We start from the raw sequence: 26517 nt of genomic DNA, 5'->3' as shown, positions 1-26517 counted from the left end.
AAACATCTGGTGCGATTTGTCGCGCCCTGGGCTACCCTGCCTCGATGTTTTACGAGGTCGACCATGCATATTCACATTCTCGGTATCTGCGGCACTTTCATGGGTTCGCTGGCGGTGCTGGCCAAGGAACTTGGCCACCGCGTCACCGGCTCCGACGCCAACGTCTATCCCCCGATGAGCACTCAGCTCGAAGCCCAGGGCATCGAGCTGACCCAAGGCTATGACCCGGCCCAGCTGGACCCGGCGCCAGACCTGGTGGTCATCGGCAACGCCATGTCGCGTGGCAACCCGGCGGTCGAGTACGTGCTGAACAAGGGCCTGCCCTATGTCTCCGGCCCGCAGTGGCTGGCCGACCACGTGCTGCAAGGCCGCTGGGTGCTGGCGGTTGCCGGTACCCACGGCAAGACCACCACCAGCAGCATGCTGGCCTGGGTGCTCGAACACGCCGGCATGAGCCCGGGCTTCCTGATCGGCGGCGTGCCGCAGAACTTCTCGGTTTCGGCCCGCCTGGGCAATACCCCGTTCTTCGTGGTCGAGGCCGACGAGTACGACAGTGCGTTCTTCGACAAACGCTCGAAGTTCGTCCACTACCACCCGCGCACGGCGATCCTCAACAACCTCGAGTTCGACCACGCGGATATCTTCCCCGACCTGGCTTCGATCGAGCGGCAGTTCCACCACCTGGTGCGCACCATCCCCAGCGAAGGCCTGGTCATCCACCCCACTTCTGAAGTGGCGCTGCAGCGGGTCATCGGCATGGGCTGCTGGACCCCGGTGCAGACCACCGGTGAAGGTGGCCAGTGGCAGGCGCGCCTGCTCAGCCCCGATGGCTCGCGCTTCGAAGTGCTGTTCGACGGCGAAGCGCAGGGCGTGGTGGATTGGGCACTGACCGGCCAGCACAACGTCGCCAACGCCCTGGCCACCCTGGCAGCGGCGCGCCATGTCGGCGTGGTGCCGGCCATGGGCATCGAAGGCCTGAGCGCCTTCAAGAGCGTCAAGCGGCGCATGGAGAAAGTCGCCGAAGTGCAGGGCGTGACCATCTACGATGACTTCGCCCACCACCCGACCGCGATCGCAACCACCCTCGACGGCCTGCGCAAGCGCGTGGGCGAGGCGCCGGTGATTGCCGTGATCGAACCGCGCTCTAACTCGATGAAGCTCGGTGCCCACCGGGATGGCCTGCCGGAAAGCGTCAACGACGCCGACCAGGTGATCTGGTACGCCCCGGCCAACCTTGGCTGGGACCTGGCCGCTACCGCCGCGCAGTGCAAGGTCCCGAGCGTGGTGGCCGACAGCCTCGAGGCGATCATCGAGCGGGTCAAGGGCCAGGCCCGCCCAGGTACCCACGTGGTGATCATGAGCAACGGCGGCTTTGGCGGCCTGCACGGCAAGCTGGCCGAGGCGCTGAAGTGAGCGGGCCGGAACGCATCACCCTGGCCATGACGGGCGCCTCGGGCGCCCAGTATGGCCTGCGCCTGCTCGATTGCCTGGTGCGCGAGGACCGCGAGGTGCATTTTCTGATCTCCAAGGCCGCGCAGCTGGTGATGGCCACCGAGACCGACGTGTTGCTGCCGGCCAAGCCCCAGGCGATGCAGGCTTTTCTTACCGAATACACCGGCGCCGCCGACGGGCAGATCCGCGTGTATGGCAAGGAAGACTGGATGTCGCCGGTGGCCTCGGGCTCCGGCGCCCCGGCGGCGATGGTGGTGGTGCCTTGTTCTACTGGCACTTTGTCGGCGATTGCTACCGGTGCCTGCAACAACCTCATCGAACGCGCTGCCGACGTTACCCTCAAGGAGCGTCGGCAGCTGATCCTGGTGCCCCGCGAAGCGCCGTTTTCCACCATCCACCTGGAGAACATGCTCAAGCTTTCGCAGATGGGCGCGGTGATTCTGCCGGCGGCGCCGGGCTTCTATCACCAACCGCAGACCATCGACGACCTGGTCGATTTTGTCGTGGCGCGCATTCTCAACCTGCTGAACATTCCCCAGGACATGTTGCCGCGTTGGGGCGAACACCACTTCGGGGTGGATGATTGAAGCGAGCGCTGGCGGTTGTGCTGGCGCTCGGGCTGCTCGGCGGCTGCGCCACGGTGCGCACGCTGGATGCCAACAAGCCGGGGGCACCAGTGGTGTATGCCGGTACCCGGCTGGATTTGTATGTGATCAATGGCGGGTGTTGCCCGCGGGATCATTACGGGGCAGAAGCGCCGGCGTATCCGGGACTGGACCTGCCCGGCAGCATGTTGCTCGATACCCTGCTGTTGCCGTTGTCCTTGCTGACAGCGGCCGGTGTAGGCTTCCAGGCCACCGGCGGCCTATGACGGCCCTTTCGCGGGTAAACCCGCTCCCACAGGATTTGCACTGCCCTCAGGCCCGATGCAGTACCTGTGGGAGCTGGCTTGTCGGCGGTAGGGCCATTACAGGATAACCGCCAGCCGGAATGCAGCAGGTTTCCTGTGGGAGCGGGTTCACCCGCGAAGAGGCCACCACGGGTGAAGCCTAAATCTTGCCCAACCTGCGCAACTCATCCGACTCCACAATCCGCACCCCGTCCTCTTCTTCCAGCGCCAGCCGCCAAAGCGCCCGAGCCAGGGTACACGCCTCGATCCCCCGATATTTCCCGGGTATCAGCTTGGCAAACGGCGAAGCCAGCCGTTCACTGAGCCGTGGCTGAATCCGCTCGCCCAGCAGCAACGACGGCCGCACGATGGTCAATTGCGGCCAGTCCTGAGCCTTGAGCGCCTCTTCCATCTCGCCTTTGACCCGGTTGTAGAAGATCGACGATTTTGGGTCGGCGCCCAGCGCACTGACCACCAGCAGGTGCCGCGCGCCCATTTCCCGGGCCCGCTTGCTGAATGCCACGACCATGTCCAGGTCCACCGCGCGGAAAGCCGACTCGGAGCCGGCCTGCTTCAGCGTGGTGCCGAGGCAGCAATAAGCGATATCGACGCGCCCGGCCAGTTGCGGCAGGAATACCGCCGGGTCACCCACCGGGTTTTCCAGGTGCGGGTGCTCGGCCAGTGGCCGGCGGGTGGGCGCCAGGACGCGGGTGATGGTGGGTTCGTTGAGCAGGCGGTCGAGCAGGTGTTCACCTGTCAGACCTGTGGCACCGGCAAGCAGGACATGCTGAGGCGTCAAATACATGATGTCTCTCCCTTGTTACACACAAGCTTAGTGGTTGCGGGGCGTTTGTGCCTGTTCCCCCACGCTGGCCTGTGCGGCGTTACGCAATGCTTCTTCGGCCTGTTGCCGGCGCAGCTGCTGCCAGTGCTCGAGCACTTTCGGCGGTGCCCACAGCTGCGGCTCGGAGGCCTCGAAGCCTTCCCTATGTTCTCTTTCGGCAACGCTGGCACGCGCCAGTTCAAACGCCTGTTTCAGGTCGTCGGTCTGGTTCAGCGCCTCGGCGAACAGCGCATCGCCGAAGTAGGTGAAATCGGCCTCCTCCGAGCAACCGAAGGACACCCGGTCGGCGCGTGCTGCGGTCATGATCAGCGTGCGCTCGTCCTTGAGCGAGGGGATGTAGCCCCCTGAATAGCAGGCCGATATGACGATGACTTTATCGCGCTCTTTCAGTGGCGCCAGGGCGCTGGCCAGCTCGTCGGCAGAAAGGTCGGCCAGTTGCAGGCGCGGCTGGTCGAGCACCAGTTGGTGGTCCTGGCTGCCATGGCTGGTGAGGTAGATGAACACCAGGTCTTCCGGGCCGCTGCGCTCGGCCAGGGTGCGGGCCGTGCGGGTGAGGTTTTCGCGCGTGGCCATGGGGCGGCTGGCCATGTGGTCACGGTGGTTGACCAAGGTGACCTGGCCGCGCGCACCAAAGCGTACCTTGAGCATGTTGCTGACGTAGTCGGCCTCGCGCAGAAACACGCTTTGCTGGCCATCGCCGCCCACCACCAGGCTGTACAGCTGCACCGGCGGCGCCGAGCGTGGTACCCGGGCCAGCGCCTCGTCCAGCAACCGGCCCTGGTTGAGCAAGGCCAGGTCCAGCGGGTCGGGCAGCAGTTTGCCGTTGTGGTCGCGCACACGCACGCCGTTGGCCCAGGTGCCGCTTTCGACTTTGCCGCTGGCCAGGATCAGCCGGCCCTGGCCGTGGTAGGCGTCGTTGAGGAAGCCGCCGATGTACTTGCTGCCGTCGGCCAGTTGCAGGCTGCCCTGGCCAGACAGGCGCCAGTCGACGAAGGTGCCCTTGTAATGGCTGCCGTCGCTGCCCAGCAGTTCGCCTTCGCCGACCAGCGAGCCGTCCTTGAATTCGCCGATCCACACATCGCCTTCGGCGTTTTCGTAGCGACCACGGCCTTCAAGGCGGTTGTCCTTGAACTCGCCGATGTATTGCTCGCCGTCGACACTGTCATAGGTGCCGCTGCCTTCCAGCTGGCCGTTGCTGAAGCGGCCGCTGAACTGGTTGCCGCTGGCATCGCTGCGTACCCCGGCACCGTTGGGCTTGCCCTTGGCGAACAGGCCCTGGTAGCGGCTGCCGTCAGCCAGCTCCAGTTCGCCCGCGCCCTCGTACAGGTCGTCCTTGAACTGGCCACGGTAGGTCTGGTCGGCTTGCTTGAGGGTGCCTTCGCCGTCGCGCCGGCCGTGGCTGAAGGTGCCGGCGTAATGGCTGCCCTGGGTGGTCAGCTCTCCCAGGCCCTGGAACAGCCCTGCGGCGAACTGGCCGCGGTAGACCTCGCCGTTGCGGCCGTGCCATTCGCCCTGGCCATGCCATTGGCCGTCCTTGAAACCGCCGGCGTACCAGCTGCCGTTGGGGTAATCGATGCGGCCTTCGCCTTGCAGCAAGCCATCGACCACCTGCCCTCGGTAGCGCCCGCCATCAGGCAGGCGCGCGTCCGGCGGAAGCAGCGATTCACCGTCGCCGCAGGCGGCGAGCAGCAGGACCAGGGTGAGGGGGAGCAGTGGACGCATGACGAGGACCGGGCAATAGGTTTGTCGAGTATGCCGCAGAACGGGGGGTTGAGACAGATAGGGCATAAGCGGAGGGTGTATCGAACCGTGCTCATACATGTGGGAGCGGGCATGCCCGCGAACACCGGCGAAGCCGGTGCCATCCACCGCGTCGCCTGCTTCGCGGGCGCGCCCGCTCCCACAGGAATTGTGTTGCTTTGCCTTGTGCAATACCGCTGTGGGAGCGGCTTTAGCCGCGAACACCGGCGGAGCCGGTGCCATGCACCGCGTGGTCTGCTTCGCGGGTAAACCCGCTCCCACAGGATTTGAGTTGCCCTTCGCCTTGTGCAATACCCGCGGGCATGCCCGCGAACACCGGCGAAGCCGGTGCCATGCACCGCGTGGTCTGCTTCGCGGGTAAACCCGCTCCCACAGGATTTGAGTTGCCCTTGGCCTTGTGCAATACCCGTGGGAGCGGGCATGCCCGCGAACACCGGCGGAGCCGGTGCCATCCACCGCGTCGCCTGCTTCGCGGGCGCGCCCGCTCCCACAGGAATTGTGTTGCTTTGCCTTGTGCAATACCGCTGTGGGAGCGGCTTTAGCCGCGAACACCGGCGGAGCCGGTGCCATGCACCGCGTGGTCGCTGCCTGTGCGGCTCAGCGCCCGCCCGGCGAGACGATGATCTTCACGTTCTCCTCCTTGTTGTTCACCAGCTCCTCGAAGCCCAGTTCGACAATCTGCTCCAGCCCGATGCGCCCGGTCACCAGCGGGCGAATGTCCAGCCTGGCGTCGGCGATGAAGGCGATTACGTCGGCGAACTCGCCGTTGTACGCCAACGCCCCCAGCACCTGCTTTTCGGTGGACACCAGCTCGAAGAAGTTGAACTCGCTGGGCTCTTCGAAAATACCCACCAGCACGCATTTGCCCGCCTTGCGGATAACGTCGATGGCCAGCTTGGCCGTGTGCTTGTTGCCGATGCACTCGAAACTCACATCCGCCCCCAAGCCAGCAGTGAGCGCACGGATCTCCGCCAGGGCATCGCACTGGCTGGGGTCGAGCACCACGCTGGCGCCGACTTCCCTGGCCTTGGCCTTGCGCGCCGAGGACATTTCCAGGGCGATCACCTGCGCCGCCCCAGCGGCCTTGGCACACATGATGGTGCACAGGCCGATGGTGCCGGCACCCACCACCACCACGCTCTGGCCCAGCAGGCTGCCGGCCTTCTTCACCGCGTGCATGCCCACTGCCAGCGGCTCGATCAGCGCACCGGCCTCCGCCGGAAACCCCGGCGGCAGCTTGTACAGCAGGTTGGCCGGGACGTTGACCAGTTCGGCGAAGGCGCCGTTGTTCATCAGGCCGGTGAAGGCCAGGCGCTCGCAGATGTTGTACAGGCCATGGGTGCAGTAGTAGCAGGTGCCGCAATGCTGGCAGGCGTCCGCAGCCACCGGGTCGCCCACGGCAAACCCTTCTACGCCTTCGCCCAGTTTGGCGATCTGGCCGCAGAACTCGTGGCCGAGAATGCACTGGCCCTGGATGCCGGTCAGTGGGTGTGGCGCGTCGACCGGGATGAATACCGGGCCGGCGACGTATTCGTGCAGGTCGGAGCCGCAGATGCCGCACCAGTCCACCTTGATCTGCACCCAGCCGGGTGCAGGCTCGGCCGGCAGCGGTACCTGTTCGACGCGTATATCGTTGCGCCCATGCCAGACGGCAGCGCGCATGTGGGTGTGGCTCAGGTCATTCATGGTTGTTCTCCAGGCTCACGCAAAGGCTCAGTGCTTGCGCAGGAACGCAAGCAGTTGCTGGTTGACCTGTTCGGCCGCCTCCATCTGCACCATGTGGCCGGCGTCCGGCAGCATCAGCACTTCGGCTTCCAGGCCTTCGGCATGGCTGGCCGGGATGATCGCGTCCTTGCCACCCCACACCACCAGGGCCGGGTGCCGGCCCAGCACCTCGCGCAGGTCGTGGCGCTGCCGGTGGCCATCGGCAATCGCTGCGGCCAGCTGTTGCAGGGCCTGCTCCACGCCTTCCAGGCGCTTGAACTTGAGCATGTCTTCGAGCATCTGCCGGGTCACCAGCGACGGCTCGGCGAACAACTGCATCATTTGCGGTTTCAGGGCATTGCGGTTGCTGGCGGCGACGAAGCCTTGCAGGTACTGCCCGTTGATCTCCTCGCCAAGGCCGGCACTGGCCACCAGGCTCAGGCTGGCCACCCGCTGCGGTGCCAGGCGCGCCACGTTGAGGCTGACCGCACCGCCCATGGAATGGCCGGCGAGGTGGGCCTTGGCGATATCCAGGTGGTCGAGCAGGGCCAGTACGGCTTCGCTCAGTTCATCCAGATCGCCGCGTTGCAGGGCCTTGGCCGACTCGCCATGCCCCGGCAGGTCGAGGGCGATCACCCGCCGCTCCGCCGCCAGTGCCGGGTGGTTGAACAGCCAGTTGTTGAGGTCGCCGGCAAATCCGTGCACCAGCACCAGCGGCGTGCCGCCTTCGCCCAGCTCGAACCAGCGCAGCAGGCGGCCGCCCACCTCGGCCTTCTGCGGTGTCGGCCCCTGGGTCTGGTCGGCGCCACCTTCGGCGACGAACTCTGCCTGGAAGCGCTGGACCACCGCATCGATTTCAGCGTCGTCGGCTTCGCCTTCCACCACCACCGCCAGCAGCGCACCGACCGGCAGGGTTTCATCCGGCTGGGCGACCAGGCGGCGCAGCACGCCGCTGAACGGCGCTTCGACGCTGCTGCTGATCTTGTCGGTCTCGACATCCAGCACCTCGTCGCCCTTGTTGATCAGGTCGCCTTCCTGCTTCAGCCAGGTGTCCACCCGGCCCTCGGTCATCGACAGGCCCCACTTGGGCATGGTCAGGGTATGGATCTGGCTCATGCGGCACTCCTTGCGGCTTCGATCACTTTTCGTACAGCCGCTTCGATCTTCGCCGCGTCAGGGATGTACAGGTCTTCCAGGGCATCGGAGAACGGCACCGGGGTGTGCGGCGCGGTGACCATTTCGATCGGGCCCTTGAGCGCGCCGAAGGCCTTCTGCGCCACCAGGGCGCTGATGTCGGTGGCCATCGAGCAGCGCGGGTTGGCTTCGTCGATCACCACCAGGCGGCCGGTCTTTTCCACGCTTTCCAGAATGCTGTCTTCGTCCAGCGGGCTGGTGGTGCGCAGGTCCAGCACTTCGCAGTCGATGCCCTGGCGGGCCAGGTTGTTGGCGGCTTCCAGCGCCACATGCACCATGCGCCCGTAGGTGACCAGGGTCACATCGTCGCCATCGCGCAGGAAGTTGGCCTCGCCGAACGGCACGGTATATACCTCTTCGGGCACCTCGCCCTGCATGCTGTACAGCAACTTGTGCTCGCAGAAAATCACCGGGTCGTTGTCGCGAATGGCCTGGATCAACAGGCCCTTGGCATCGTACGGCGAGGACGGGCACACCACCTTCAGGCCGGGGATGTGCGTCCACAGCGAGGTCAGCATCTGCGAATGCTGGGCTGCCGCGCGCAGGCCGGCGCCGTACATGGTGCGCATCACCAGTGGGGTAACCGCCTTGCCGCCGAACATGTAGCGGAACTTGGCCGCCTGGTTGAGGATCTGGTCCAGGCAGCAGCCGGCGAAGTCGACGAACATCAGCTCGCACACCGGGCGCAGGCCCTGGGTGGCGGCACCGACGGCCGCGCCGACGTAGCCGATTTCCGACAGCGGCGCGTCGAGCACGCGCCCGGGGAACTGGTGGTACAGGCCTTTGGTCACGCCCAGCACGCCACCCCAGGCGTCATCCTCGCCGGGGGCACCGGCACCGCCGGCGACGTCTTCGCCAATGATGAATACCGTGTCGTCGCGGCGCATTTCCTGGGCCAGGGCTTCGTTGATGGCCTGCTGGTAGCTGATCTTTCTTGCCATGGTGGTTCTCCTGTTGTTCTTGTAATCCGCGGCTCAGGGGTAGGCGACATAGACGTCGCTGAGCAGGTCGGCGGGCTGTGGCTTGGGATCGGACTTGGCGCGGCGCACGGCGTCTTCGATCAGGTCCTCGACCCGGGCGTCGATGGTGTCCAGTTGCGCGGCGGTGAGCAGGCCGGCGCGGGTGGTCTTGTTGCGGAACTGCATCAGGCAGTCGCGGCTTTCGCGCAGGTTCTTCACTTCGTCGGGGGCGCGATAGGTTTGCGCATCGCCCTCGAAGTGGCCGTAGTAACGGCTGAGCTTGACCTCGATCAGCGACGGGCCTTGCCCGCTGCGGGCACGCTCGATGGCCGCACCGGCGGCCTCGTACACGGCAAAGAAGTCGAAGCCGTCGATGGTCACGCCGGGCATGCCGAAGCCGGCCGCGCGGTCGGCAATGTGGTCGCAGGCCACCGACCAGTTGGAGGCCGTGGCCTCGGCGTAACCGTTGTTCTCGGCGACGAAGATGCATGGCAGGTTCATGATCGAGGCCATGTTCATGGCCTCGAACACCGCACCTTCGTTGGAAGCGCCGTCGCCGAAGAAGGCCACCGACACATCGTCACGGCCCTTGAGTTTGGCCGCCAGCGCGGCCCCGGCCACCAGCGGTGCACCGGCGCCGACGATGCCGTTGGCACCGAGCATGCCCTTTTCCAGGTCGGCGATGTGCATCGAGCCACCTTTGCCGCCGCACACGCCGGTCTTCTTGCCGTAGATCTCGGCCATCATGCCGTACACATCCACGCCCTTGGCGATGCAGTGGCCATGGCCACGGTGGGTCGAGGCGATGCAGTCGCTGTCGCGCAGGTGGGCCATGACCCCGGCAGCGGACGCTTCTTCGCCGGCATACAGGTGGACGAAGCCGGGAATCTCGCCGGTGGCGAACTCCACATGCAGGCGTTCTTCGAAGGCGCGGATGGTGCGCATCACTTCATAGGCATGCAGCAATTGTTCGGTACTGAGTTGATTGGACATCTTGTTGTTCTCCGGGGTTGTCTCAACACGGGTTTGCAGGGTGCAGCCGGTGGCCGCGAGGCACGGCCAGCAGGTGATGGCGGGCGGCATGCGCGAGCACGGCCTCGACGTCCACGCTCAACGGGCCCTGGTGGTCGAGGGTGATGCTCGGGGTGTCGTGCTCGGCGAATTCGATTTCCCGCTCGCCGTCCAGCGCCAGCGTGCCGCTGGCCAGGCTCAGGCGATGGGCGACGCCGGGTGTCAGGGTGCCGCTGGCGGTGATGCCGCAGCCTTGCAGCAGGCCCGGCGCCAGTGGTGCCAGCAAGGCTTGTTCGGCGCCGGGGTTCAGGCGTACCCAGGCACCGTGCGGGTCGTGGCGGGACACCGGGCACCACAGGCCGCACAGGGCTGACAGGCCGATGGCATGGGGCTCGGCGAAGCAGGCGAAGACTTCGCTGAGGTCCTCGCTGCGGCTGAGTGCGCGCGCACCGATGAAGCGCTGCGGTGATACCGCCACCTCCACCAGGGCCCATTCGGCAAGTTGCTGTTCGGGCACTTTCACCAGCAGGCGCTTGTTGCGGCGTAGGCCAATACTGGCCGGTACCCGGCCGCTGGCGAGCAGGCCGCCGGCCAGGCCGGCACTGGTGGCCTCGCGCAGTTCCGGGAAGGCATTGTTGGTGCCGGTGGAGAGCGTCAGCAACGGTACGTCACCGGCCTCGGCGGCCACCGCCTTGTGCGTGCCATCGCCGCCGAGCACGGCGATCATGGCCACGCCGCGCGCAACCATGTGCCGGGTGGCCAGGCGGGTATCGGCTACGGTCTGAGCCAGTGGCAGGTCGAGTATTTCCAGGGCCGGCCAGTGTTGCTCGCGGGCTGCCGGGCCGAGGCTGGCCTTGAGCACGGCGGCGGCAATACCGGTCATGTCGCTGGGCAGCAGCACCTGGCCGATACCCGTGGCACCGAAGGCTGCGAGCAGGCGCTGGATCGCCGAGGCCTTGTCGGTGCTCGAATAGAGCCCGGCGCTGGCCGTCAGGCGGCGCAGGTCGCGGCCGGAGGCAGGGTTGGCAATGATCCCGACGGTGGGGGCGGGCAGCGGCATGGCGCACCTCGTATTTTTGTTTGTCAGGGCAGGAGCAAGCGCGGTGCCAGCTTTCTAGCGAATCGCTGCAGTGGCCGCGTTAGAGCGCTTGCGGCGTGGCCTGGCAGGTGTTTGTGGCAGGGCAGGCGAGACGCCGGGTACCAGCGCGGCAGCGGCGTTGTCGAGACGCTGAGACGCTGCGTCTCAGGCCGGCCGGTAATCACACAGTGCTTGTCGGGGCATGCCGGGAAGCGCTTAATGGCCGGACAACGACAAAAACAGCAATGAGAACCGGAGGGCCTGAATGCTTGCCGCGAACTCCCGAGCCCATGTCGACTGCGTCAGCCGGGTGCTGAAGAACGCCGACCGCCTGCCGCAGGCGCCGGTGCCACCGCTGATCCTCGATTCATGGCGCCGTTCCATGGAGCTGTATCGCCTCGACCCCGCTTCCCAGCAGGGGCCGCGCATCCTGTCGCAAAGCCTGCTCAACGAATGCCGCGAACGCGCCGAGCTGTTCCTGCGCATCGCCGGCGATGCCGTGGCCCGCCTGCATGAGCGGGTGCGCGGTGCCGACTACTGCGTACTGCTCACCGACGCCCAGGGGCGCACCATCGATTACCGGGTCGAGTCGGCCATCCGCAACGACTGCCGCAAGGCCGGGCTGTACCTGGGCACCTGCTGGTCGGAAGGCGAGGAGGGCACCTGTGGCGTGGCGGCGGTGTTGACCAGCAAGGCGCCGGTGACGGTGCACAAGCGCGACCACTTTCGGGCCGCGTTCATCGGCCTGACCTGCACCGCGGCGCCGGTGTTCGACCCGCTGGGCGAGTTGCTGGGCGTGGTCGATGTGTCGGCCTTGCAGTCGCCGGACGACCGCCGTAGCCAGCACCTGATTCGCCAGCTGGTCGAGCAGACGGCGCGCGAGATCGAGAACGCCTTTTTCATGCACAGCGCCCAGGGCCACTGGGTGATGCGCGCGCATGGCACGCCGGGCTATGTCGAAAGCCAGCCCGACTACCTGCTGGCCTGGGACGCCGATGGCCGCTTGCAGGCGCTCAACAGCCTGGCCCGGCAACGGCTGGTGGAGCGCCTGGGGCGCTTGCCCGAGCATATCGGTGAACTGTTCGACATGGACCAGTTGCGCCGGGTCAGCGCAGCGTCCGCCCAGCGCTTGCCAGGCTTGGGCGGGTTGTATGGCCGGGTCAGCGCGCCGCAGCAGCGCCAACGGGTACAGCCGCTGCGCCAGGCCCAGGACCCGCGTATCGAGCAGCACTTGCGCCTGGCCACGCGGGTCAAGGACTGCAACCTGGCGGTGTTGGTGCAAGGTGAAACCGGCGCTGGCAAGGAGGTGTTCGCCCGCCAGCTGCACCAGCAGAGCCAGCGCCGTGATGGCCCGTTCGTCACCCTGAACTGCGCGGCCATTCCGGAAAGCCTGATCGAGAGCGAACTGTTCGGCTACGTGGCCGGGGCCTTTACCGGGGCGTCCAGCAAAGGCATGCAGGGGCTGTTGCAGCAAGCCGATGGCGGCACTTTGTTCCTCGACGAAATCGGCGACATGCCGCTGAACCTGCAAACCCGGCTGTTGCGCGTGCTGGCCGAAGGCGAAGTGGCGCCGCTGGGCGCTGCGCGGCGCGAGCGGGTGGATATCCAGGTGATTTGCGCCACCCACCGCGACCTGGCGGCGATGGTGGGGGATGGGCGTTTTCGTGAGGACTTGTACTTCCGCCTGGCCAATGCCCGCTTCGAGCTGCCGCCCCTGCGCGAGCGTGAGGACCGCCTGGGGCTGATTCAGCAGTTGCTGACCGAGGAGGCCGAGGCCTGTGGCGTGGAGGTGATGTTGGCGGACGATGCCTTGCAGGCGCTGCTGGTGTATCGCTGGCCGGGCAATCTGCGCCAGCTGCGGCAGGTGTTGCGCTATGCCTGTGCGGTGAGCGAAGACGGGCAGGTGCGGCTGCAGGACTTGCCGCAGGAGGTGCGTGGCGAGGCGCTGCATGCGCGTGAGAGTGGCGTGTCGTGCCCGGCGCGGCAGTTGTTGCTGGATGCGCTGATCCGCCATCGCTGGAAGCCGGCGGATGCCGCGCGGGCATTGGGGATATCGCGGGCGACCTTGTACCGTCGGGTGCATGAGCATCACATCGAGATGCCGCGGATGAAGGGGTAGGACCCTGGGGGCTCTTTGCGCCCCTTTCGCGACACAAGGCCGCTCCCACAAGTACAGCGTCAACCTTGAGGCCTTGCGAAACCCTGTGGGAGCGGCCTTGTGTCGCGATGGGCCGCAAAGCGGCCCCATTATCCCCCAGGCAATAAAAAACCCCGGCACAAGTCCGGGGTTTTCGGTACATCACACTACGCGATCATTCCTGGCTGGCCAGTTTGTGCTCGAGGTAGTGAATGTTGACGCCGCCTTTGCAGAAACCTTCATCACGCACCAGGTCGCGGTGCAGCGGGATGTTGGTCTTGATGCCGTCGACGACGATCTCGTCCAGGGCATTGCGCATGCGCGCCATGGCTTCGTCGCGGTCCTTGCCGTAGGTGATCAGCTTGCCGATCAGCGAGTCGTAGTTCGGCGGAACCGAGTAACCGCTGTACAGGTGCGAATCGACGCGGACGCCGTTGCCGCCCGGGGCGTGGAAGTGCTTCACCTTGCCTGGGCTCGGGATGAACTTCTTCGGGTCTTCAGCGTTGATCCGGCACTCCAGCGAGTGGCCACGGATCACCACGTCTTCCTGGCGGAATGACAGCTTGTTGCCAGCGGCGATGCTCAGCATCTCCTTGACGATGTCGATACCGGTGACCATCTCCGACACCGGGTGCTCAACCTGCACGCGGGTGTTCATCTCGATGAAGTAGAAGCGGCCGTTCTCGTACAGGAACTCGAAAGTACCCGCACCCCGGTAGCCGATCTCGACGCACGCATCGACGCAACGCTTGAACACTTCCTGACGGGCTTTCTCGTCGATACCCGGGGCTGGCGCTTCTTCCAGTACCTTCTGGTGACGGCGCTGCAGCGAGCAGTCACGGTCGCCCAGGTGGATGGCGTTGCCCTGGCCGTCGGACAGTACCTGCACTTCCACGTGGCGTGGGTTGGTCAGGAACTTTTCCAGGTAGACCATCGGGTTGCCGAAGGCGGCACCGGCTTCGGTACGGGTGAGCTTGGCCGAGGCGATCAGGTCCTCTTCCTTGTGCACCACGCGCATGCCGCGACCACCACCGCCACCGGCGGCCTTGATGATCACCGGGTAGCCGACGTCACGGGCAATCGCCAGGGCGACTTCTTCGTCTTCCGGCAGTGGGCCGTCGGAGCCCGGCACGGTCGGTACGCCCGACTTGATCATCGCGTCCTTGGCCGAAACCTTGTCGCCCATCAGGCGAATGGTGTCGGCTTTCGGGCCGATGAAGGCGAAACCGGACTTTTCCACCTGCTCGGCGAAATCGGCGTTTTCCGCCAGGAAGCCGTAGCCCGGGTGGATCGCGGTGGCGCCGGTCACTTCGGCGGCAGCGATGATCGCCGGGATATGCAGGTAGGAATCCTTGGACGATGCAGGGCCGATGCAGACCGACTCGTCTGCCAGGCCCAGGTGCATCAGTTCACGGTCGGCGGTGGAGTGCACGGCGACGGTCTTGATACCCAGCTCTTTGCAGGCACGCAGGATCCGCAGGGCAATTTCCCCGCGGTTGGCGATCAGGACTTTTTCGAGCTTCCCAGACATCGTTGGCTCTCCGCGATTCAAACGATGGTGAACAGCGGCTGGTCGAACTCAACCGGCTGGCCGTCTTCTACCAGGATGGCGTCGATCACACCGCCAACGTCGGCTTCGATGTGGTTCATCATCTTCATGGCTTCGACGATGCACAGGGTGTCGCCTTTCTTCACGCTCTGGCCCACTTCAGCGAAGTTGGGCGAGGTCGGCGAAGGCTTGCGGTAGAAGGTACCGACCATTGGCGAACGGATCACGGTGCCTTTCAGGGCCGGGGCGGCAGCGGCTTCGGCGGCCGGGGCAGCAGCGGCAACCGGGGCAGCAGCAGGAGCGGCAGCCATTGGCGCAGGTGCGTAGAACTGCTGGGCAGCCGGGGTCTTGCTGTGACGGCTGATACGGACCGACTCTTCGCCTTCCTTGATCTCCAGCTCGTCGATGCCAGACTCTTCCAGCAGCTCGATCAGTTTCTTGACTTTACGGATATCCATTAATCATCAACTCCCAAAGGTTCGGTCAGGGGGCGAAATGTAAAAAACGTATCTGAAACGTTTCTCTCGAACCCTGGCCCACTGAGGCCAGGGTTTTCATCATTTGGGCTGTGCGTTGGCAGCCAGTTGTTCCAGTGCGGACTCCAGGGCCAGGCGATAACCGCTGGCGCCCAGACCGCAGATCACCCCTACGGCAACATCGGAAAAGTAGGAGTGATGACGGAACGGTTCGCGTTTGTGCACGTTGGACAGGTGCACTTCGATGAATGGGATGCTCACCGCAAGCAATGCGTCACGTAATGCGACGCTTGTGTGGGTGAAAGCAGCCGGATTGATCAGGATGAAGTCCACACCCTCGTTGCGTGCGGCGTGAATGCGGTCGATCAGTTCGTATTCGGCATTGCTCTGCAGGTATTGCAGATGGTGGCCTGCAGCGCGGGCGCGTTGCTCCAGGTCCTGGTTGATCTGGGCCAGGGTCACGGCGCCGTAATGGCCAGGCTCGCGGGTGCCGAGCAGGTTGAGGTTGGGGCCGTGGAGCACCAGTAGCGTTGCCATCTGCGGATTCCTTGGATTTGTAGGGCAATTCGACACAGCGCGGCGAGTGTGCCGTAAAGCGACGGCAAGTGTCCAGTTCCCGGCAATAGCCAGCACGATGAGCGAGTTTCGCGCGAAGTATGTGACCAAATAACTAGGTTTGGTCACTGATTTGAGGATTTTTCCCGGCCCGCGGGAAGTTATAGACCGACTTTGCCGCGCACGCGTGTCAGAATTTGCGCAAATTCGCTGGAATTTATCTCGCCAATGACCCGATCAGCGGTTATTTCGCTGCCGTTCGCGGCAAAGAACAACAAGGCGGGCGGGCCGAACAGCTGGTAGCGGTCGAGCAGGCTGCGTTGTTCGGCATTGCTCTCGGTCATGTCGAAACGCAGCAGCTTGAAGCCAGCCAGTTGCGCTTGCACCGGCGGCGCGTTCAATACCTCGCGCTCGATCACCTTGCAGCTGATGCACCAGTCGGCGTACCAGTCCAGCAGTACCGGTTGCCCGGCGGCCTTGGCCTGAGCCAGGGCCGCGTCGAGTGCGGCGGGGGTGGTGAGGGTCTGCCAGGCGTCTGCGTGCGCTGCCGGGCCGTTGCCAGCGGCTACAACGGTTGCGCTCGGCAGCGGGCGCAGCGGGTCGCCCTGGCCGCTGAGGGCGCCATACCAGCACGCCAGTGCATACACCAGCAAAGCCAGGCCAAGCAGCTGTGCCAGGCGCTGGCGCGTGGTCTTGGTCACCAGCTCCAGGGTGCCGAGGAACAGCGCCACGCCAGCGGCGAGGAAGCCGACCAGCAGCAACGTCAGCGGGCCAGGCAGCACACGGCTGAGCAAGCCGATGGCCAAGCCCAGCAGCAGCACGCCAATGGCGTTTTTCACCGTGTTCAGCCACGGGCCGCTTTTCGGCAGCCAGGCCGCGCCACCGGTGGCCACCAGCAGCAGCGGCGCGCCCATGCCCAGGCCCAGGGCGAACAGCTTGAGCGCGCCACCCAGTGCATCGCCGCTGGCGCTGATGTACAGCAGCGCACCGGCCAGGGGCGCCGATACGCATGGCGAAACCAGCAGGCTGGAAAGCACGCCGAGTATCGCCGCGCCCAGCAGTGAGCCACCCCGGTCGTGGCCGGCGACGTTGTTCAGGCGGTGGCTCAGGGCTTGTGGCAGTTTCAGTTCGAACAGGCCGAACATGGCCAGGGCGAACACCACGAAGAACAGTGCGAAGGGCACCAGTACCCAGGCCGACTGCAAGCGCGCCTGCAAATTCAGGCCGGCGCCGAACAGCCCCATCAGGGCGCCGAGCGCCGCGAAGCTGGCAGCCATCGGCAACACGTAGGCCAGCGACAGCGCCAGCCCGCGCAGGCCGCCGACCTGGCCGCGCAGCACCACACCGGAAAGGATCGGCAGCATCGGCAGTACGCAGGGGGTAAAGGTCAGGCCGACGCCAGCGAGGAAGAACAGCAGCAGCGACTTCCAGCTCCAGGCCTGTTCGGCGCTGGCCGGGCTGCTTGCGCCGGCTTCGCCATCGATACTCAGGCGTGCGGTTTCCGGTGGGTAGCACAGGCCTTTGTCGGCGCAGCCCTGGTAGCCCACCAGCAAGGTGAAGGCGCGTGGGTCGTTGCGCGGCAGCTCGATGTCGAGTACGCCGTGGTACACCTCGACATCGCCGAAGAACTCATCGTGCTTGGCCTCGCCCTTGGGAATGTTCGGCGTACCCAGGGCGATATCGGCCGGTTCGGTGCGGAACTGGAAGCGGTGCCGGTAGAGGTAGTAGCCATCGGTGGCGACGAAGCGCAGCTTGAGGGTGTGCGCATCGGCTTGCACCAGGCTGAGCTTGAACGCCTCGTACACCGGCAGGAAATCGGCGTTGTTGGCCAGCGAAGCAGCGCCGAGGGTGGCACTGGGGCGGTTGTCGAGCAGGCCTGTGGCGAAAGCCGGGCTGGCCAGCAGCAGGAACAGCAGGAAAAACAGGCGGCGCATGGCGAACTCGCGAGGTGGAACGTGCCGGGCATGATAACGGAAGTGCTGAGGGTTGGGGCCATGCTGGTATCGGGGGCGACACATGGCCGCTGGCTCATGTGCTGCCTGTACCGGCCTCTTCGCGGGTAAACCCGCTCCCACCTCGACCGCAGGGACTTCAAGCCCTGCGCTGACCCTGTGGGAGCGGGTTTACCCGCGAAGAGGTCAGCCCAGGCTAACCTAGACTCTGAATGCCCGCACCGCCCGGTTCAGCTCACCGCCCAGGCTCAGCAGCTGCTCGCCTTGCTCGCGCCCTTCGCCGATGCGCTGCAGGTTGTCTTCGCCCAGCTCATGAATCCGCTCGCTGTGGTCGCGAATCTCGCTCACCGCGCCGCTCTGCTGCGCCGTGACGTCGGCAATCCGCACCGCCGTATCGGAAATGGTCCGGATGGCGCAGACAATCTCGTCCAGCGCCCCGTCGGCAGCCTGGGCCTGGTTGGCGGTGGCCTCGGCATGTTCGAGCTGCGCGCGCATCCCGGCCACCGAACTTCTGGCGGCGTGCTGCAAGCGGTCGATCAGTGCCTGGATCTCGCCGGTGGCCCCGGTGGTACGCTGCGCCAGCGAGCGCACCTCGTCCGCCACCACGGCAAAACCACGGCCCATCTCACCGGCACGGGCCGCTTCGATCGCGGCGTTCAACGCCAGCAGGTTGGTCTGTTCGGCAATCGAGCGGATCACGGTCAGCACCCCGCCGATGGTGGCCGACTCTTCCGCCAGTTGCTCGATCATGCGCGCATTGCCCTGCACTTCATCGACCAGCTCACGCAAGCCCGACAGGCTCTGGCCAATCACCGCCTGGCCCTGTTCCACCGCACGCCCGGCATCGCGGCTGGCATCGGCGGCGGCGCTGGCGTCGCCGGCAACTTGCTGGATGGTCGCTTCCAGTTCACCCAGGGCATCGCGAATCTGCCCGGTATCGCCGGCCTGGCGCTCGGCGCCGTGGTGCAGCGCGGCGCTCATGCCGGCCAGTGCATGGCTGCTGCCGGCCACCTGTTCGGCGTTGTGGCGGATGGTGCCGACCAGCTCGACCAGGTAATGGCGCAGGCGGTTGAGCGATTCCTGGATGTCGTGCAGTTCGCGGTTGGTCTTGCCCAGGGCGATGGCCTCGGCGAAGTCGCCTTCGGCCCAGCGCGACAGGGCCGGGGCCAGGCCGGTCAGGGTGCGCGCCAGGCGCCGTTGCAGGGTGTCGATCAACAGCGCGATAAGCAGGATCAGGGCGATCATCAGGCCTTGAATGATGCGCACCTCGGCGGCGATTTTCGCGTGCTGGCTGCGTACCTCGGGCTCCAGCGCGGCGATGGCCTGCTGCACGGCCTCCAGGCGCTGGCTGCTGCTGGCGGCCAGGGCGACCCGCCGTTCGATCTGTTCGCGGGTGCGTTGCAGTTCGGCCGGGTAGCGGCCGAGCAGGCTCTGCAACTCGCGCTTGAGGCCAACGGCAATGTCTTCCTGCTGGGCGCTGGCCTGGCTTTCCAGGCCCATCATCGCAGCGAAGTCGTCAGCCCCGGACTCGGCGGCGCGGGTTACCCCCAGCAACGGCAAGGCGTCGATCGCCTGGGCCTGGCTGCGAATTAGCTGCAGTTCGCGCTCCACCTCGTCGGCCAGCTCCGGGCGGCCACTGCTGACCAGTTTGTCCCTTGCCAGGGACAGGCGGCCGAGGTGCACGGTGGCCTCGAGCAACGGCCCCAGGTAACGGCTGGCGTCGGCGCTGCCGCTGTCGCGGGCATACCCGGCCAGTTGCTCGAAGTTGGCGCCCATTTCCCGCTCGGCTTGCAGTAGCAGCGCCTGCGGGTCGCCGGCCAGCTTGCCGGCGGCCAGCAGCTCGTCGGCGGTAAAGGCCTGCAGGCTGTCCAGGCTGGGGCGCAGTTTGTCGGCCAGCTCGCTGGGCCATCCGCCTAGCGCGGCCTGCAGCTGCTGGTTGGCCTGCATGGCAGCGGCGTGGCGCAGGGCGTCGCCGCTGCCAAGGTAGGCCTGGATGTTGCGTGCCGCCTGGTTCTGGAACTGCTGGGACAGGCCCAGGTAGCGTTCCATCAACTGGTAGGGGCGCTCCAGGGCCCGTTGCGACCACCACAAGGTGGCGCCCAGGGCGATACACACGGTTACCAGCAACAAGGTGTTGAAATTGGTCAGCCACTTCAGGCGCATAGCCGCGAACTTCCTGCGGGAGGGAGTGGAGGTAAGCGCCTGAAGTTATTGCGATTTTGTGACGAGGTGATGACGGGGAGGGGTGGGGCAGGAAAAAAGTGGCACAGTGCCTCTATTGTTTGCCTGCGCCGGCCCTGTGGGAGCGGGTTCACCCGCGAAGAGGCCGACACAGGTCCACCTGCTTCAGGGCTCCACGCGCACCACACAATTGCGCCCGGCATGCTTGGCCCGGTACAGCGCTTCGTCCGCCGCGCTGGCCATGGTCAGCGCATCCAGCCCCTCATCCAGTTGCACCACCCCGGCACTGAAGGTGCATTGCAGGTCACGCGGCTGCGCCGGGTAAAGAATCTCGGCGAAGCGCCGGCGTATCTCGTCCAGCACCTTGTACGCCGCGTCGAGCGCAGTGTTGGGCATGACGATTGCGAACTCCTCACCCCCATAACGACCAATGAAATCGGTCTTGCGCAGACGCTGCCTGAGGAACAGCGCCAGGCTCTTGATAACCCGGTCGCCCATGGGGTGGCCGTGGCGGTCGTTGATCTTCTTGAAGTGGTCGATGTCGAGCATGGCAAAGCTCAACGGCTGCTGTTCACGGCGGGCGCGGAAGCTGCAGTCTTCCAGCAATTGCAGGATGTGGGTGTGGTTGTACAGCCCCGTCAGGCTGTCGCGCACCATGCGCGCTTTCAGGTGCCGGGCGCGGGCGGCGCGGTTGCGCACGGTGGTGATCAGGTGGCGTGAGCGAAACGGCTTGGTGAGGAAATCATCACCGCCTTCGCTCATGGCATCCAGCTGCTTGTCGAGGTCGTCCTCGGCAGACAGGTAGATGATCGGCACGCTCACGTAACGGTCGCTGTGGCGGATCACCTTGGCCAGCTCAGGGCCGGTGCAGGCCGGCATGTACAGGTCGAGGATGATCAGGTCGGGCTGGAAGTCGGCCAGCTCGGCCATGGTGCGGATCGGGTCGGTCAGGCTGCGGGTGAGCATGCCGGCGCCGGCCAGCACGCGCTCGGTGTACAGCGCCTGGGTGCGCGAATCGTCGATGATCAGCACGCGCAGCGGGTCGTGCGGGGCGGTATTGGTCAGCAGTTCGAGCTTTTCCAGCAGGCTTGAGGCTTCCAGGCTGCCGGTGAGGAAATCCTGGCCACCGGCGCGTACCGCCGCCAGACGGGTCGGGGTGTCGGCTTCGTGATGGCTGAAGAACAGCAGCGGAATAGGTTGCGCCAGGCCCTGTTGCAGCTGCGCGGCCAGCACCAGGCCTTGCCCGGCGCCGGTGAAGTCGACGTCCATGAGCATGGCCGAAGGCGGGGCTTCGCTGACCGATGCGTGAAACGCCGCCGCACTGGCCAGTGCCTGCACCACCAGGCCAAAGAACTCCAGTTGCTGGGCCAGGCGCTGGGCACGCTCGTGGTCCTGCAGCAGGATGTACACCGGCTTGCGCAGCGGTAGCAGCAGCTGATCAAGGGGGTCGTCCTTGCGCAGGCCGCTACGCGAAAGGTGCGGGTCGGGGCACTGCGGGCTTGGCTCGACTGCTTGGCTCATGTCCTGGCTACTTGTAGGTTGGGATATGCAGGGGCAATGATGGCTCTATGCTAGCAGTTCTTTTCCCTTGGATGAGTGCCGTGCATCAACATTGCGTTCAGAACGAATATTCAGTTGCTGACCGATTGGTCGCTTATGCGTAAGGCGGCGTCTGCTTTATAGTGCTGCCACGCGGGCTTGCCGTGGCACCCTGGCGCAGGCCTGTGGTCAAAGCCCCTGAACCGTCGTGACTGATTAAGGACAAAGCCATGCTGGACTGGAAAAACCGCGAGGCCAAAGCCGAGCCCCGCGAGCGTGTCGACGGCCGTGGCGCGGCCGCCCGTAGCTACCTTGGCGGCCTGTGGAGCCGTGCCCTGGGGACCCTGATCGGGTTGTACCTGCTGGTGTGTATCGGCCTGGGCTGGTATTGGAGCCAGGAGCCGGCCCTGTTCCCGGTACAGCAAAGTGCCCAGGCCGGTGCCGAGCGCACCGGCCAGCAGATGGTGGTGGGCTACACCACTGTCGAAACCCTCAAGACCGTGGCCGGTACCTTGCTGAACAAGCCGGGTGGCTACATTTCCAACGACCGCTTCCCGCCAGGGCTGTGGATGGACAACATGCCGAGCTGGGAATATGGCGTGCTGGTCCAGGTGCGCGACCTGTCCCGCGCCCTGCGCAAAGACTTCGCCCGTTCGCAGTCGCAGTCCACCGAAGACGCCGACCTGGCCAAGGCCGAGCCGCGTTTCAACTTCGACAACAAGAGCTGGATCCTGCCGTCGAGCGAGTCGGAATTCGAAGAAGGCATCAAGTCGCTTGGCCGCTATCAGACCCGTCTGGCTGCCGGCGACAAGGGCGCCATCTTCTATACCCGTGCCGACAACCTGAACAACTGGCTGGGTGATGTCGCTACCCGCCTGGGCTCGCTGTCGCAGCGCCTGTCGGCCAGCGTTGGCCGGGTCAAGCTCAACACCACGCTGAAGACCGAGTCGGTGGTTGCCGGCCAGGCGCCGCAGGTGGACGAAGAGCTGGTGGAAACCCCGTGGCTGCAGATCGACAACGTGTTCTACGAAGCCCGCGGCCAGGCCTGGGCGCTGTCGCACCTGCTGCGCGCCATCGAGGTGGACTTTGCCGACGTGCTGGCGAAGAAGAACGCCACGGTCAGCGTGCGCCAGATCATCCGTGAGCTGGAAGCCTCGCAAGAAGCCCTGTGGAGCCCGATGGTGCTCAACGGCAGTGGCTTCGGCATGTGGGCCAACCACTCGCTGGTCATGGCCAACTACATTTCCCGGGCCAACGCCGCGGTCATCGACTTGCGTCAGCTGCTGTCGCAGGGTTGATGATGGCTATCAGCCCAAACGAGGTCGCCCATCGGGCGGCTTCCGACCTGGAACTGGTAACCTGGGTGGACGAAGCCGACCAGGTGCTGGGCGCCTTGCCCCGCGCCGAGCTGCGCGAGCGCGGCCTGATCGGGCGTTGCACGTTCATTCTGCTGTTCAACAGTGCCGGTGAGCTGTGCGTGCACCGGCGCACGCTGAGCAAGGCGCTGTACCCGGGGTATTGGGATGTGGCGGCCGGCGGCATGGTCTCGGCTGGCGAGGCTTATGCCGATTCGGCGGCGCGAGAGCTGGCCGAGGAGCTGGGGATCGACGGCGTGGCATTGCGCTTTCACGAGCGGTTCTACTTCGACCAGCCGGATAACCGCTTGTGGTGTGCGGTGTATTCGGCGGTGTCGGATGCGCCGTTGCGCTTGCAGCCGGAAGAGGTCAGCGAGGCGCGGTTCATAGGGCTGGAGCAGGCTGAACAAGAGAGCCTCAGCATGCCGTATTGCCCGGACTCGTTGGCGGCGTTGCAGCGCTATAAAGCCGGCCTGAAATAGTTGTATTGGCGGTGCCGGCCTGTTCGCGGGCATGCCCGCTTCCACAGGGATTGCACTGCCCTCAAGCCCAGCGCCGTACCTCTGGGAGCGGGCGTGCCCGCGAATAGTCGCAAAACATTCGCAAAATGCCGCAATCCAGTACTTAGCAACGGCCCGATTTATCGTTACACTGCGCGCCCTTTTCGGGCTGCCGCAGGTCTTGCGGCAGTAGCGCCGCCCCTGCCAGAGTGGGGCTTCGCGGTCGGGCTCAACCCCCTGGGGCCGACCAGTTTTTGTCCTCAGCACAGAGGAACAAAAGTGGCCAAGAAAGCTTCTTCCTTCGCCGCCCTTGGCGGTCTCGTTTATTCCACCGACACCGGTCGGCACTGCCCCGAATGTAGCCAGCCGGTGGATGCCTGTACCTGCAAGCAGCAGGTCATCCCCGAAGGCGATGGCATTGCCCGTGTGCGCCGCGAAAGCAAAGGCCGTGGCGGCAAGACCGTGACCACCGTCAGCGGCGTGCCGTTGCCGCTCGAACAGCTCAAGGAGCTGGCTTCTACCCTCAAGCGCCGCTGTGGTACCGGTGGCGCGTTGAAGGACGGGGTCATCGAGATCCAGGGCGACCATGTCGAGCTGTTGATCGCTGAGCTGGTCAAGCAGGGTTTCAAGGCAAAAAAATCCGGCGGCTGATGCGGCCAGGCGATTTTTTGCCCAGTGCTTTCTAAACTCGTTGGCGTGGCCAGGGTCTACCCCTGGCGACGGACGAATCGTCATTTTTGGCTTTTACACTGCGCCCGCCTCCTTGCGGGGCAGTGTCTTCGACTTATTTATAGGGGACTTGAATGTCCGTACGACGCACACGCAAAGACGATGGTAGCCAATGGACCGTGGCCGACAGCCGCAGTGTTTACGGCATCCGCCATTGGGGCGCTGGTTATTTCGCCATCAATGAAGCCGGGCGCGTCGAAGTACGCCCCAATGGCCCGCAAAGCGCACCGATCGACCTGTTCGAACAGGTTGACGAACTGCGCCAGAGCGGCCTGTCGCTGCCGTTGCTGGTGCGCTTCCCCGACATTCTGCAGGACCGCGTCCGCCAGCTGACCGGCGCCTTCGACGCCAACATCGCGCGCCTGGAGTACCAGAGCAAGTACACCGCGCTGTACCCGATCAAGGTCAACCAGCAAGAAGCGGTGGTGGAGAACATCATCGCCACGCAGAACGTCTCCATCGGCCTGGAAGCCGGCTCCAAGCCCGAGCTGCTGGCGGTGCTGGCGCTGGCGCCGAAGGGCGGCACCATCGTCTGCAACGGCTACAAGGACCGCGAGTTCATCCGCCTGGCGCTGATGGGCCAGAAGCTTGGCCACAACGTGTTCATCGTCATCGAGAAAGAGTCAGAAGTGGCCCTGGTGATCGACGAGGCCGCCGAGCTCAAGGTCAAGCCGCAGGTCGGCTTGCGCGTGCGCCTGTCGTCGCTGGCCTCGAGCAAGTGGGCCGATACCGGTGGCGAGAAGTCCAAGTTCGGTTTGTCTGCCGCCCAGCTGCTGTCCGTGGTGCAGCGCTTCCGCGATGCTGGCCTGGACCAGGGCATTCGCCTGCTGCACTTCCACATGGGCTCACAGATCGCCAACCTGGCCGACTACCAGCACGGTTTCAAGGAAGCTATCCGCTACTACGGCGAGCTGCGTGCGCTGGGCCTGCCGGTCGATCACATCGATGTGGGTGGCGGCCTGGGTGTGGACTACGACGGTACCCACTCGCGCAATGCCAGCTCGATCAACTACGACATGGACGACTACGCCGGTGTGGTAGTGGGCATGCTCAAGGAGTTCTGCGACGCGCAAGGCCTGCCGCACCCGCACATCTTCTCCGAGAGTGGCCGTTCGCTGACTGCGCACCATGCCATGCTGGTGATCCAGGTGACCGACGTCGAGAAGCACAACGATGATGTGCCGACCATCGAGAACAAGGAAAGCCTGCCCGAAACCGTGCAGTGGCTGGCGGACCTGCTCGGCCCGACCGACATCGAGATGGTGACCGAAACCTACTGGCGCGCCACCCACTACATGGGTGACGTGGCCGCGCAGTACGCCGATGGCAAGATCAGCCTGAGCGAGAAGGCCCTGGCCGAGCAGTGCTACTTCGCCGTGTGCCGCCGCCTGCACAACTCGCTGAAAGCCCGCCAGCGCTCGCATCGCCAGGTGCTGGACGAGCTCAACGACAAGCTGGCCGACAAGTACATCTGCAACTTCTCGGTATTCCAGAGCCTGCCGGACACCTGGGCCATCGGCCAGGTATTGCCGATCATCCCGCTGCACCGCCTGGACGAAGAGCCGATGCGCCGCGCCGTGCTGCAAGACCTGACCTGCGACTCCGACGGCAAGATCAACCAGTACGTCGATGAGCAGAGCATCGAGACCAGCATGCCGGTGCATGCGCTGAAGGACGGCGAGGACTACCTGCTGGGCGTGTTCCTGGTCGGTGCCTACCAGGAAATTCTCGGCGACATGCACAACCTGTTTGGTGACACCGACTCGGTGAACATCTACCAGAATGCCGATGGCAGCGTGTACCACGCCGGCATCGAGACCCACGACACCATCGAGGACATGCTGCGCTATGTGCACCTGTCGCCGGAGGAGTTGATGACGCACTACCGCGACAAGGTAGCCAGCGCCAAGATCACTGCGCGTGAGCGGACTCAGTATCTGGATGCGTTGCGGCTCGGGTTGACCCGGTCTTCTTACCTGTCGTCGTGATTGCCGGGGCTGCTCTCGCAAAAACGGCATGGATTGCTTGTTTTTGTGGGAGCGGCCTTGCGTCGCGATTTGAGGGCGCAGCCCTCACCGCGTCATACTCGGTAATGGTCTTGTTCTCGCCTGTCTCCGCTGCGGCGCTACCTTTGAATGCACTATTCAAAGGAGACGACATGGAACGTCCAGGCTCCCATCGTTTACGTAAAGGTCGCGTGTCCGAATCCGGGCGCCTCTATCTGTTGACCACAACTACTCGAAACCGAACGCCATTGTTCAACGACTTCCGATTGGCCAGGACCGTGATCCAACAGTTGCGGTTCTGCGATGAGCGCAAGGTTTGTCAATCGCTGGCCTGGGTGTTGATGCCGGATCATCTTCACTGGCTAATCGAACTCGGGCCTGCGAGCCTGAGCAGGCTGATGTGCGAGTTCAAATCCCGGAGCAGCTGTGCGCTATACAAGGTGGGTGCTGAAAAGCGGCACATCTGGCAAACCAGCTTTCATGACCGGGCTTTGCGCCGTGAGGCGGATGTGAGGGCAGTCGCCCGCTACATCATCGCCAACCCCATTCGGGCTGGCCTGGTGCGGCGTGTTGGTGAGTATCCACATTGGGATTGTGTGTGGCTGTGAACCCGCAGGTGAGGGCTTCGCCCTCATTTCGCGACACA

The 26517-nt window shown here is 65.1% G+C and carries 22 protein-coding genes; 9 read left to right on the top strand and 13 right to left on the bottom strand.

Annotated features, from left to right (window positions below):
• Positions 1-63: 63 nt before the first annotated feature.
• The 3 genes from mpl to C6A77_RS02460 are packed head-to-tail and all read left to right on the top strand — an operon-like array spanning position 64 to position 2323.
• Complete coding sequence (mpl, locus tag C6A77_RS02470) at positions 64-1413, top strand: UDP-N-acetylmuramate:L-alanyl-gamma-D-glutamyl-meso-diaminopimelate ligase (protein ID WP_114167881.1); 1350 nt, start codon at positions 64-66, stop codon at positions 1411-1413.
• Complete coding sequence (gene ubiX / locus C6A77_RS02465) at positions 1410-2039, top strand: flavin prenyltransferase UbiX (protein WP_016715383.1); 630 nt, start codon at positions 1410-1412, stop codon at positions 2037-2039. The genes mpl and ubiX overlap by 4 nt, the downstream gene beginning before the upstream one ends.
• Positions 2036-2323: a YceK/YidQ family lipoprotein gene (locus tag C6A77_RS02460; RefSeq protein ID WP_114167880.1), complete on the top strand. Its 288-nt coding sequence runs from the start codon at positions 2036-2038 to the stop codon at positions 2321-2323. Before ubiX ends, C6A77_RS02460 begins: the two co-directional genes overlap by 4 nt.
• Before the next feature lie 178 nt (positions 2324-2501).
• Here C6A77_RS02460 and C6A77_RS02455 read toward each other — a convergent pair whose 3' ends face one another.
• The 7 genes from C6A77_RS02455 to C6A77_RS02420 all read right to left on the bottom strand — a co-directional run bounded on the left by C6A77_RS02455 (position 2502) and on the right by C6A77_RS02420 (position 10874).
• Entirely contained in the window at positions 2502-3146 is a 645-nt protein-coding gene (locus tag C6A77_RS02455; RefSeq protein ID WP_114167879.1) for an oxidoreductase, read from the bottom strand.
• Positions 3147-3173: 27 nt separating this feature from the next.
• Entirely contained in the window at positions 3174-4907 is a 1734-nt protein-coding gene (locus C6A77_RS02450; protein WP_114167878.1) for a C13 family peptidase, read from the bottom strand.
• A 636-nt stretch (positions 4908-5543) separates the two neighbouring features.
• Positions 5544-6608, bottom strand: a complete 1065-nt coding sequence (locus tag C6A77_RS02440; RefSeq protein ID WP_241507379.1) for a 2,3-butanediol dehydrogenase — start codon at positions 6606-6608, stop codon at positions 5544-5546.
• Positions 6609-6659: 51 nt separating this feature from the next.
• Complete coding sequence (locus tag C6A77_RS02435; RefSeq protein ID WP_114167875.1) at positions 6660-7766, bottom strand: acetoin dehydrogenase dihydrolipoyllysine-residue acetyltransferase subunit; 1107 nt, start codon at positions 7764-7766, stop codon at positions 6660-6662.
• Positions 7763-8785, bottom strand: a complete 1023-nt coding sequence (locus tag C6A77_RS02430) for an alpha-ketoacid dehydrogenase subunit beta (protein WP_114167874.1) — start codon at positions 8783-8785, stop codon at positions 7763-7765. Before C6A77_RS02430 ends, C6A77_RS02435 begins: the two co-directional genes overlap by 4 nt.
• Before the next feature lie 33 nt (positions 8786-8818).
• On the bottom strand, positions 8819-9796 hold the full coding sequence (locus C6A77_RS02425; RefSeq protein ID WP_114167949.1) for a thiamine pyrophosphate-dependent dehydrogenase E1 component subunit alpha: 978 nt from the start codon (positions 9794-9796) through the stop codon (positions 8819-8821).
• A gap of 22 nt (positions 9797-9818) precedes the next feature.
• A complete protein-coding gene (locus C6A77_RS02420; RefSeq protein ID WP_114167873.1) occupies positions 9819-10874 on the bottom strand; it encodes an NAD(+)/NADH kinase in 1056 nt (351 codons plus the stop codon).
• Between the two features lie 283 nt (positions 10875-11157).
• On the opposite strand from C6A77_RS02420, the gene C6A77_RS02415 reads away from it, so the two are divergent.
• Positions 11158-13011 (top strand): sigma-54-dependent Fis family transcriptional regulator, encoded by a 1854-nt coding sequence (locus tag C6A77_RS02415; RefSeq protein ID WP_114167872.1) that lies wholly within the window; start codon positions 11158-11160, stop codon positions 13009-13011.
• 193 nt (positions 13012-13204) lie between these two features.
• Here the strand turns inward: C6A77_RS02415 and accC are convergent, their stop codons facing one another.
• The 6 genes from accC to C6A77_RS02385 form a co-directional block, all read right to left on the bottom strand.
• Positions 13205-14560, bottom strand: coding sequence for an acetyl-CoA carboxylase biotin carboxylase subunit (accC, locus tag C6A77_RS02410; protein WP_114167871.1), 1356 nt, complete (start codon positions 14558-14560; stop codon positions 13205-13207).
• A 17-nt stretch (positions 14561-14577) separates the two neighbouring features.
• Positions 14578-15036 (bottom strand): acetyl-CoA carboxylase biotin carboxyl carrier protein, encoded by a 459-nt coding sequence (accB, locus tag C6A77_RS02405; RefSeq protein ID WP_114167870.1) that lies wholly within the window; start codon positions 15034-15036, stop codon positions 14578-14580.
• A gap of 99 nt (positions 15037-15135) precedes the next feature.
• Complete coding sequence (gene aroQ, locus C6A77_RS02400) at positions 15136-15591, bottom strand: type II 3-dehydroquinate dehydratase (RefSeq protein ID WP_003255330.1); 456 nt, start codon at positions 15589-15591, stop codon at positions 15136-15138.
• Between the two features lie 179 nt (positions 15592-15770).
• Positions 15771-17543, bottom strand: a complete 1773-nt coding sequence (locus tag C6A77_RS02395) for a protein-disulfide reductase DsbD (RefSeq protein WP_114167869.1) — start codon at positions 17541-17543, stop codon at positions 15771-15773.
• A 219-nt stretch (positions 17544-17762) separates the two neighbouring features.
• On the bottom strand, positions 17763-19724 hold the full coding sequence (locus tag C6A77_RS02390) for a methyl-accepting chemotaxis protein (protein ID WP_114167868.1): 1962 nt from the start codon (positions 19722-19724) through the stop codon (positions 17763-17765).
• Positions 19725-19907: 183 nt separating this feature from the next.
• Entirely contained in the window at positions 19908-21263 is a 1356-nt protein-coding gene (locus C6A77_RS02385; RefSeq protein WP_114167867.1) for a diguanylate cyclase, read from the bottom strand.
• 248 nt (positions 21264-21511) lie between these two features.
• Between C6A77_RS02385 and C6A77_RS02380 the strand changes: the two genes are divergently transcribed.
• The 5 genes from C6A77_RS02380 to C6A77_RS02360 all read left to right on the top strand — a co-directional run bounded on the left by C6A77_RS02380 (position 21512) and on the right by C6A77_RS02360 (position 26479).
• Entirely contained in the window at positions 21512-22579 is a 1068-nt protein-coding gene (locus C6A77_RS02380; protein ID WP_114167866.1) for a DUF2333 family protein, read from the top strand.
• Between the two features lie 2 nt (positions 22580-22581).
• Positions 22582-23118 (top strand): NUDIX hydrolase, encoded by a 537-nt coding sequence (locus C6A77_RS02375; protein ID WP_114167865.1) that lies wholly within the window; start codon positions 22582-22584, stop codon positions 23116-23118.
• Positions 23119-23415: 297 nt separating this feature from the next.
• Positions 23416-23787 (top strand): translation initiation factor Sui1, encoded by a 372-nt coding sequence (locus C6A77_RS02370; protein WP_114167864.1) that lies wholly within the window; start codon positions 23416-23418, stop codon positions 23785-23787.
• 152 nt (positions 23788-23939) lie between these two features.
• Positions 23940-25853, top strand: coding sequence for an arginine decarboxylase (gene speA, locus C6A77_RS02365; RefSeq protein ID WP_114167863.1), 1914 nt, complete (start codon positions 23940-23942; stop codon positions 25851-25853).
• A 170-nt stretch (positions 25854-26023) separates the two neighbouring features.
• Positions 26024-26479, top strand: a complete 456-nt coding sequence (locus C6A77_RS02360; RefSeq protein ID WP_114167862.1) for a transposase — start codon at positions 26024-26026, stop codon at positions 26477-26479.
• The last annotated feature ends 38 nt before the right edge of the window (positions 26480-26517 follow it).

Source organism: Pseudomonas sp. AFG_SD02_1510_Pfu_092 (assembly GCF_003331055.1).
GTDB lineage: Bacteria > Pseudomonadota > Gammaproteobacteria > Pseudomonadales > Pseudomonadaceae > Aquipseudomonas.
Note: the sequence above shows the minus strand (reverse complement) of the source record. Positions and strands in the feature narration are given on the sequence as shown.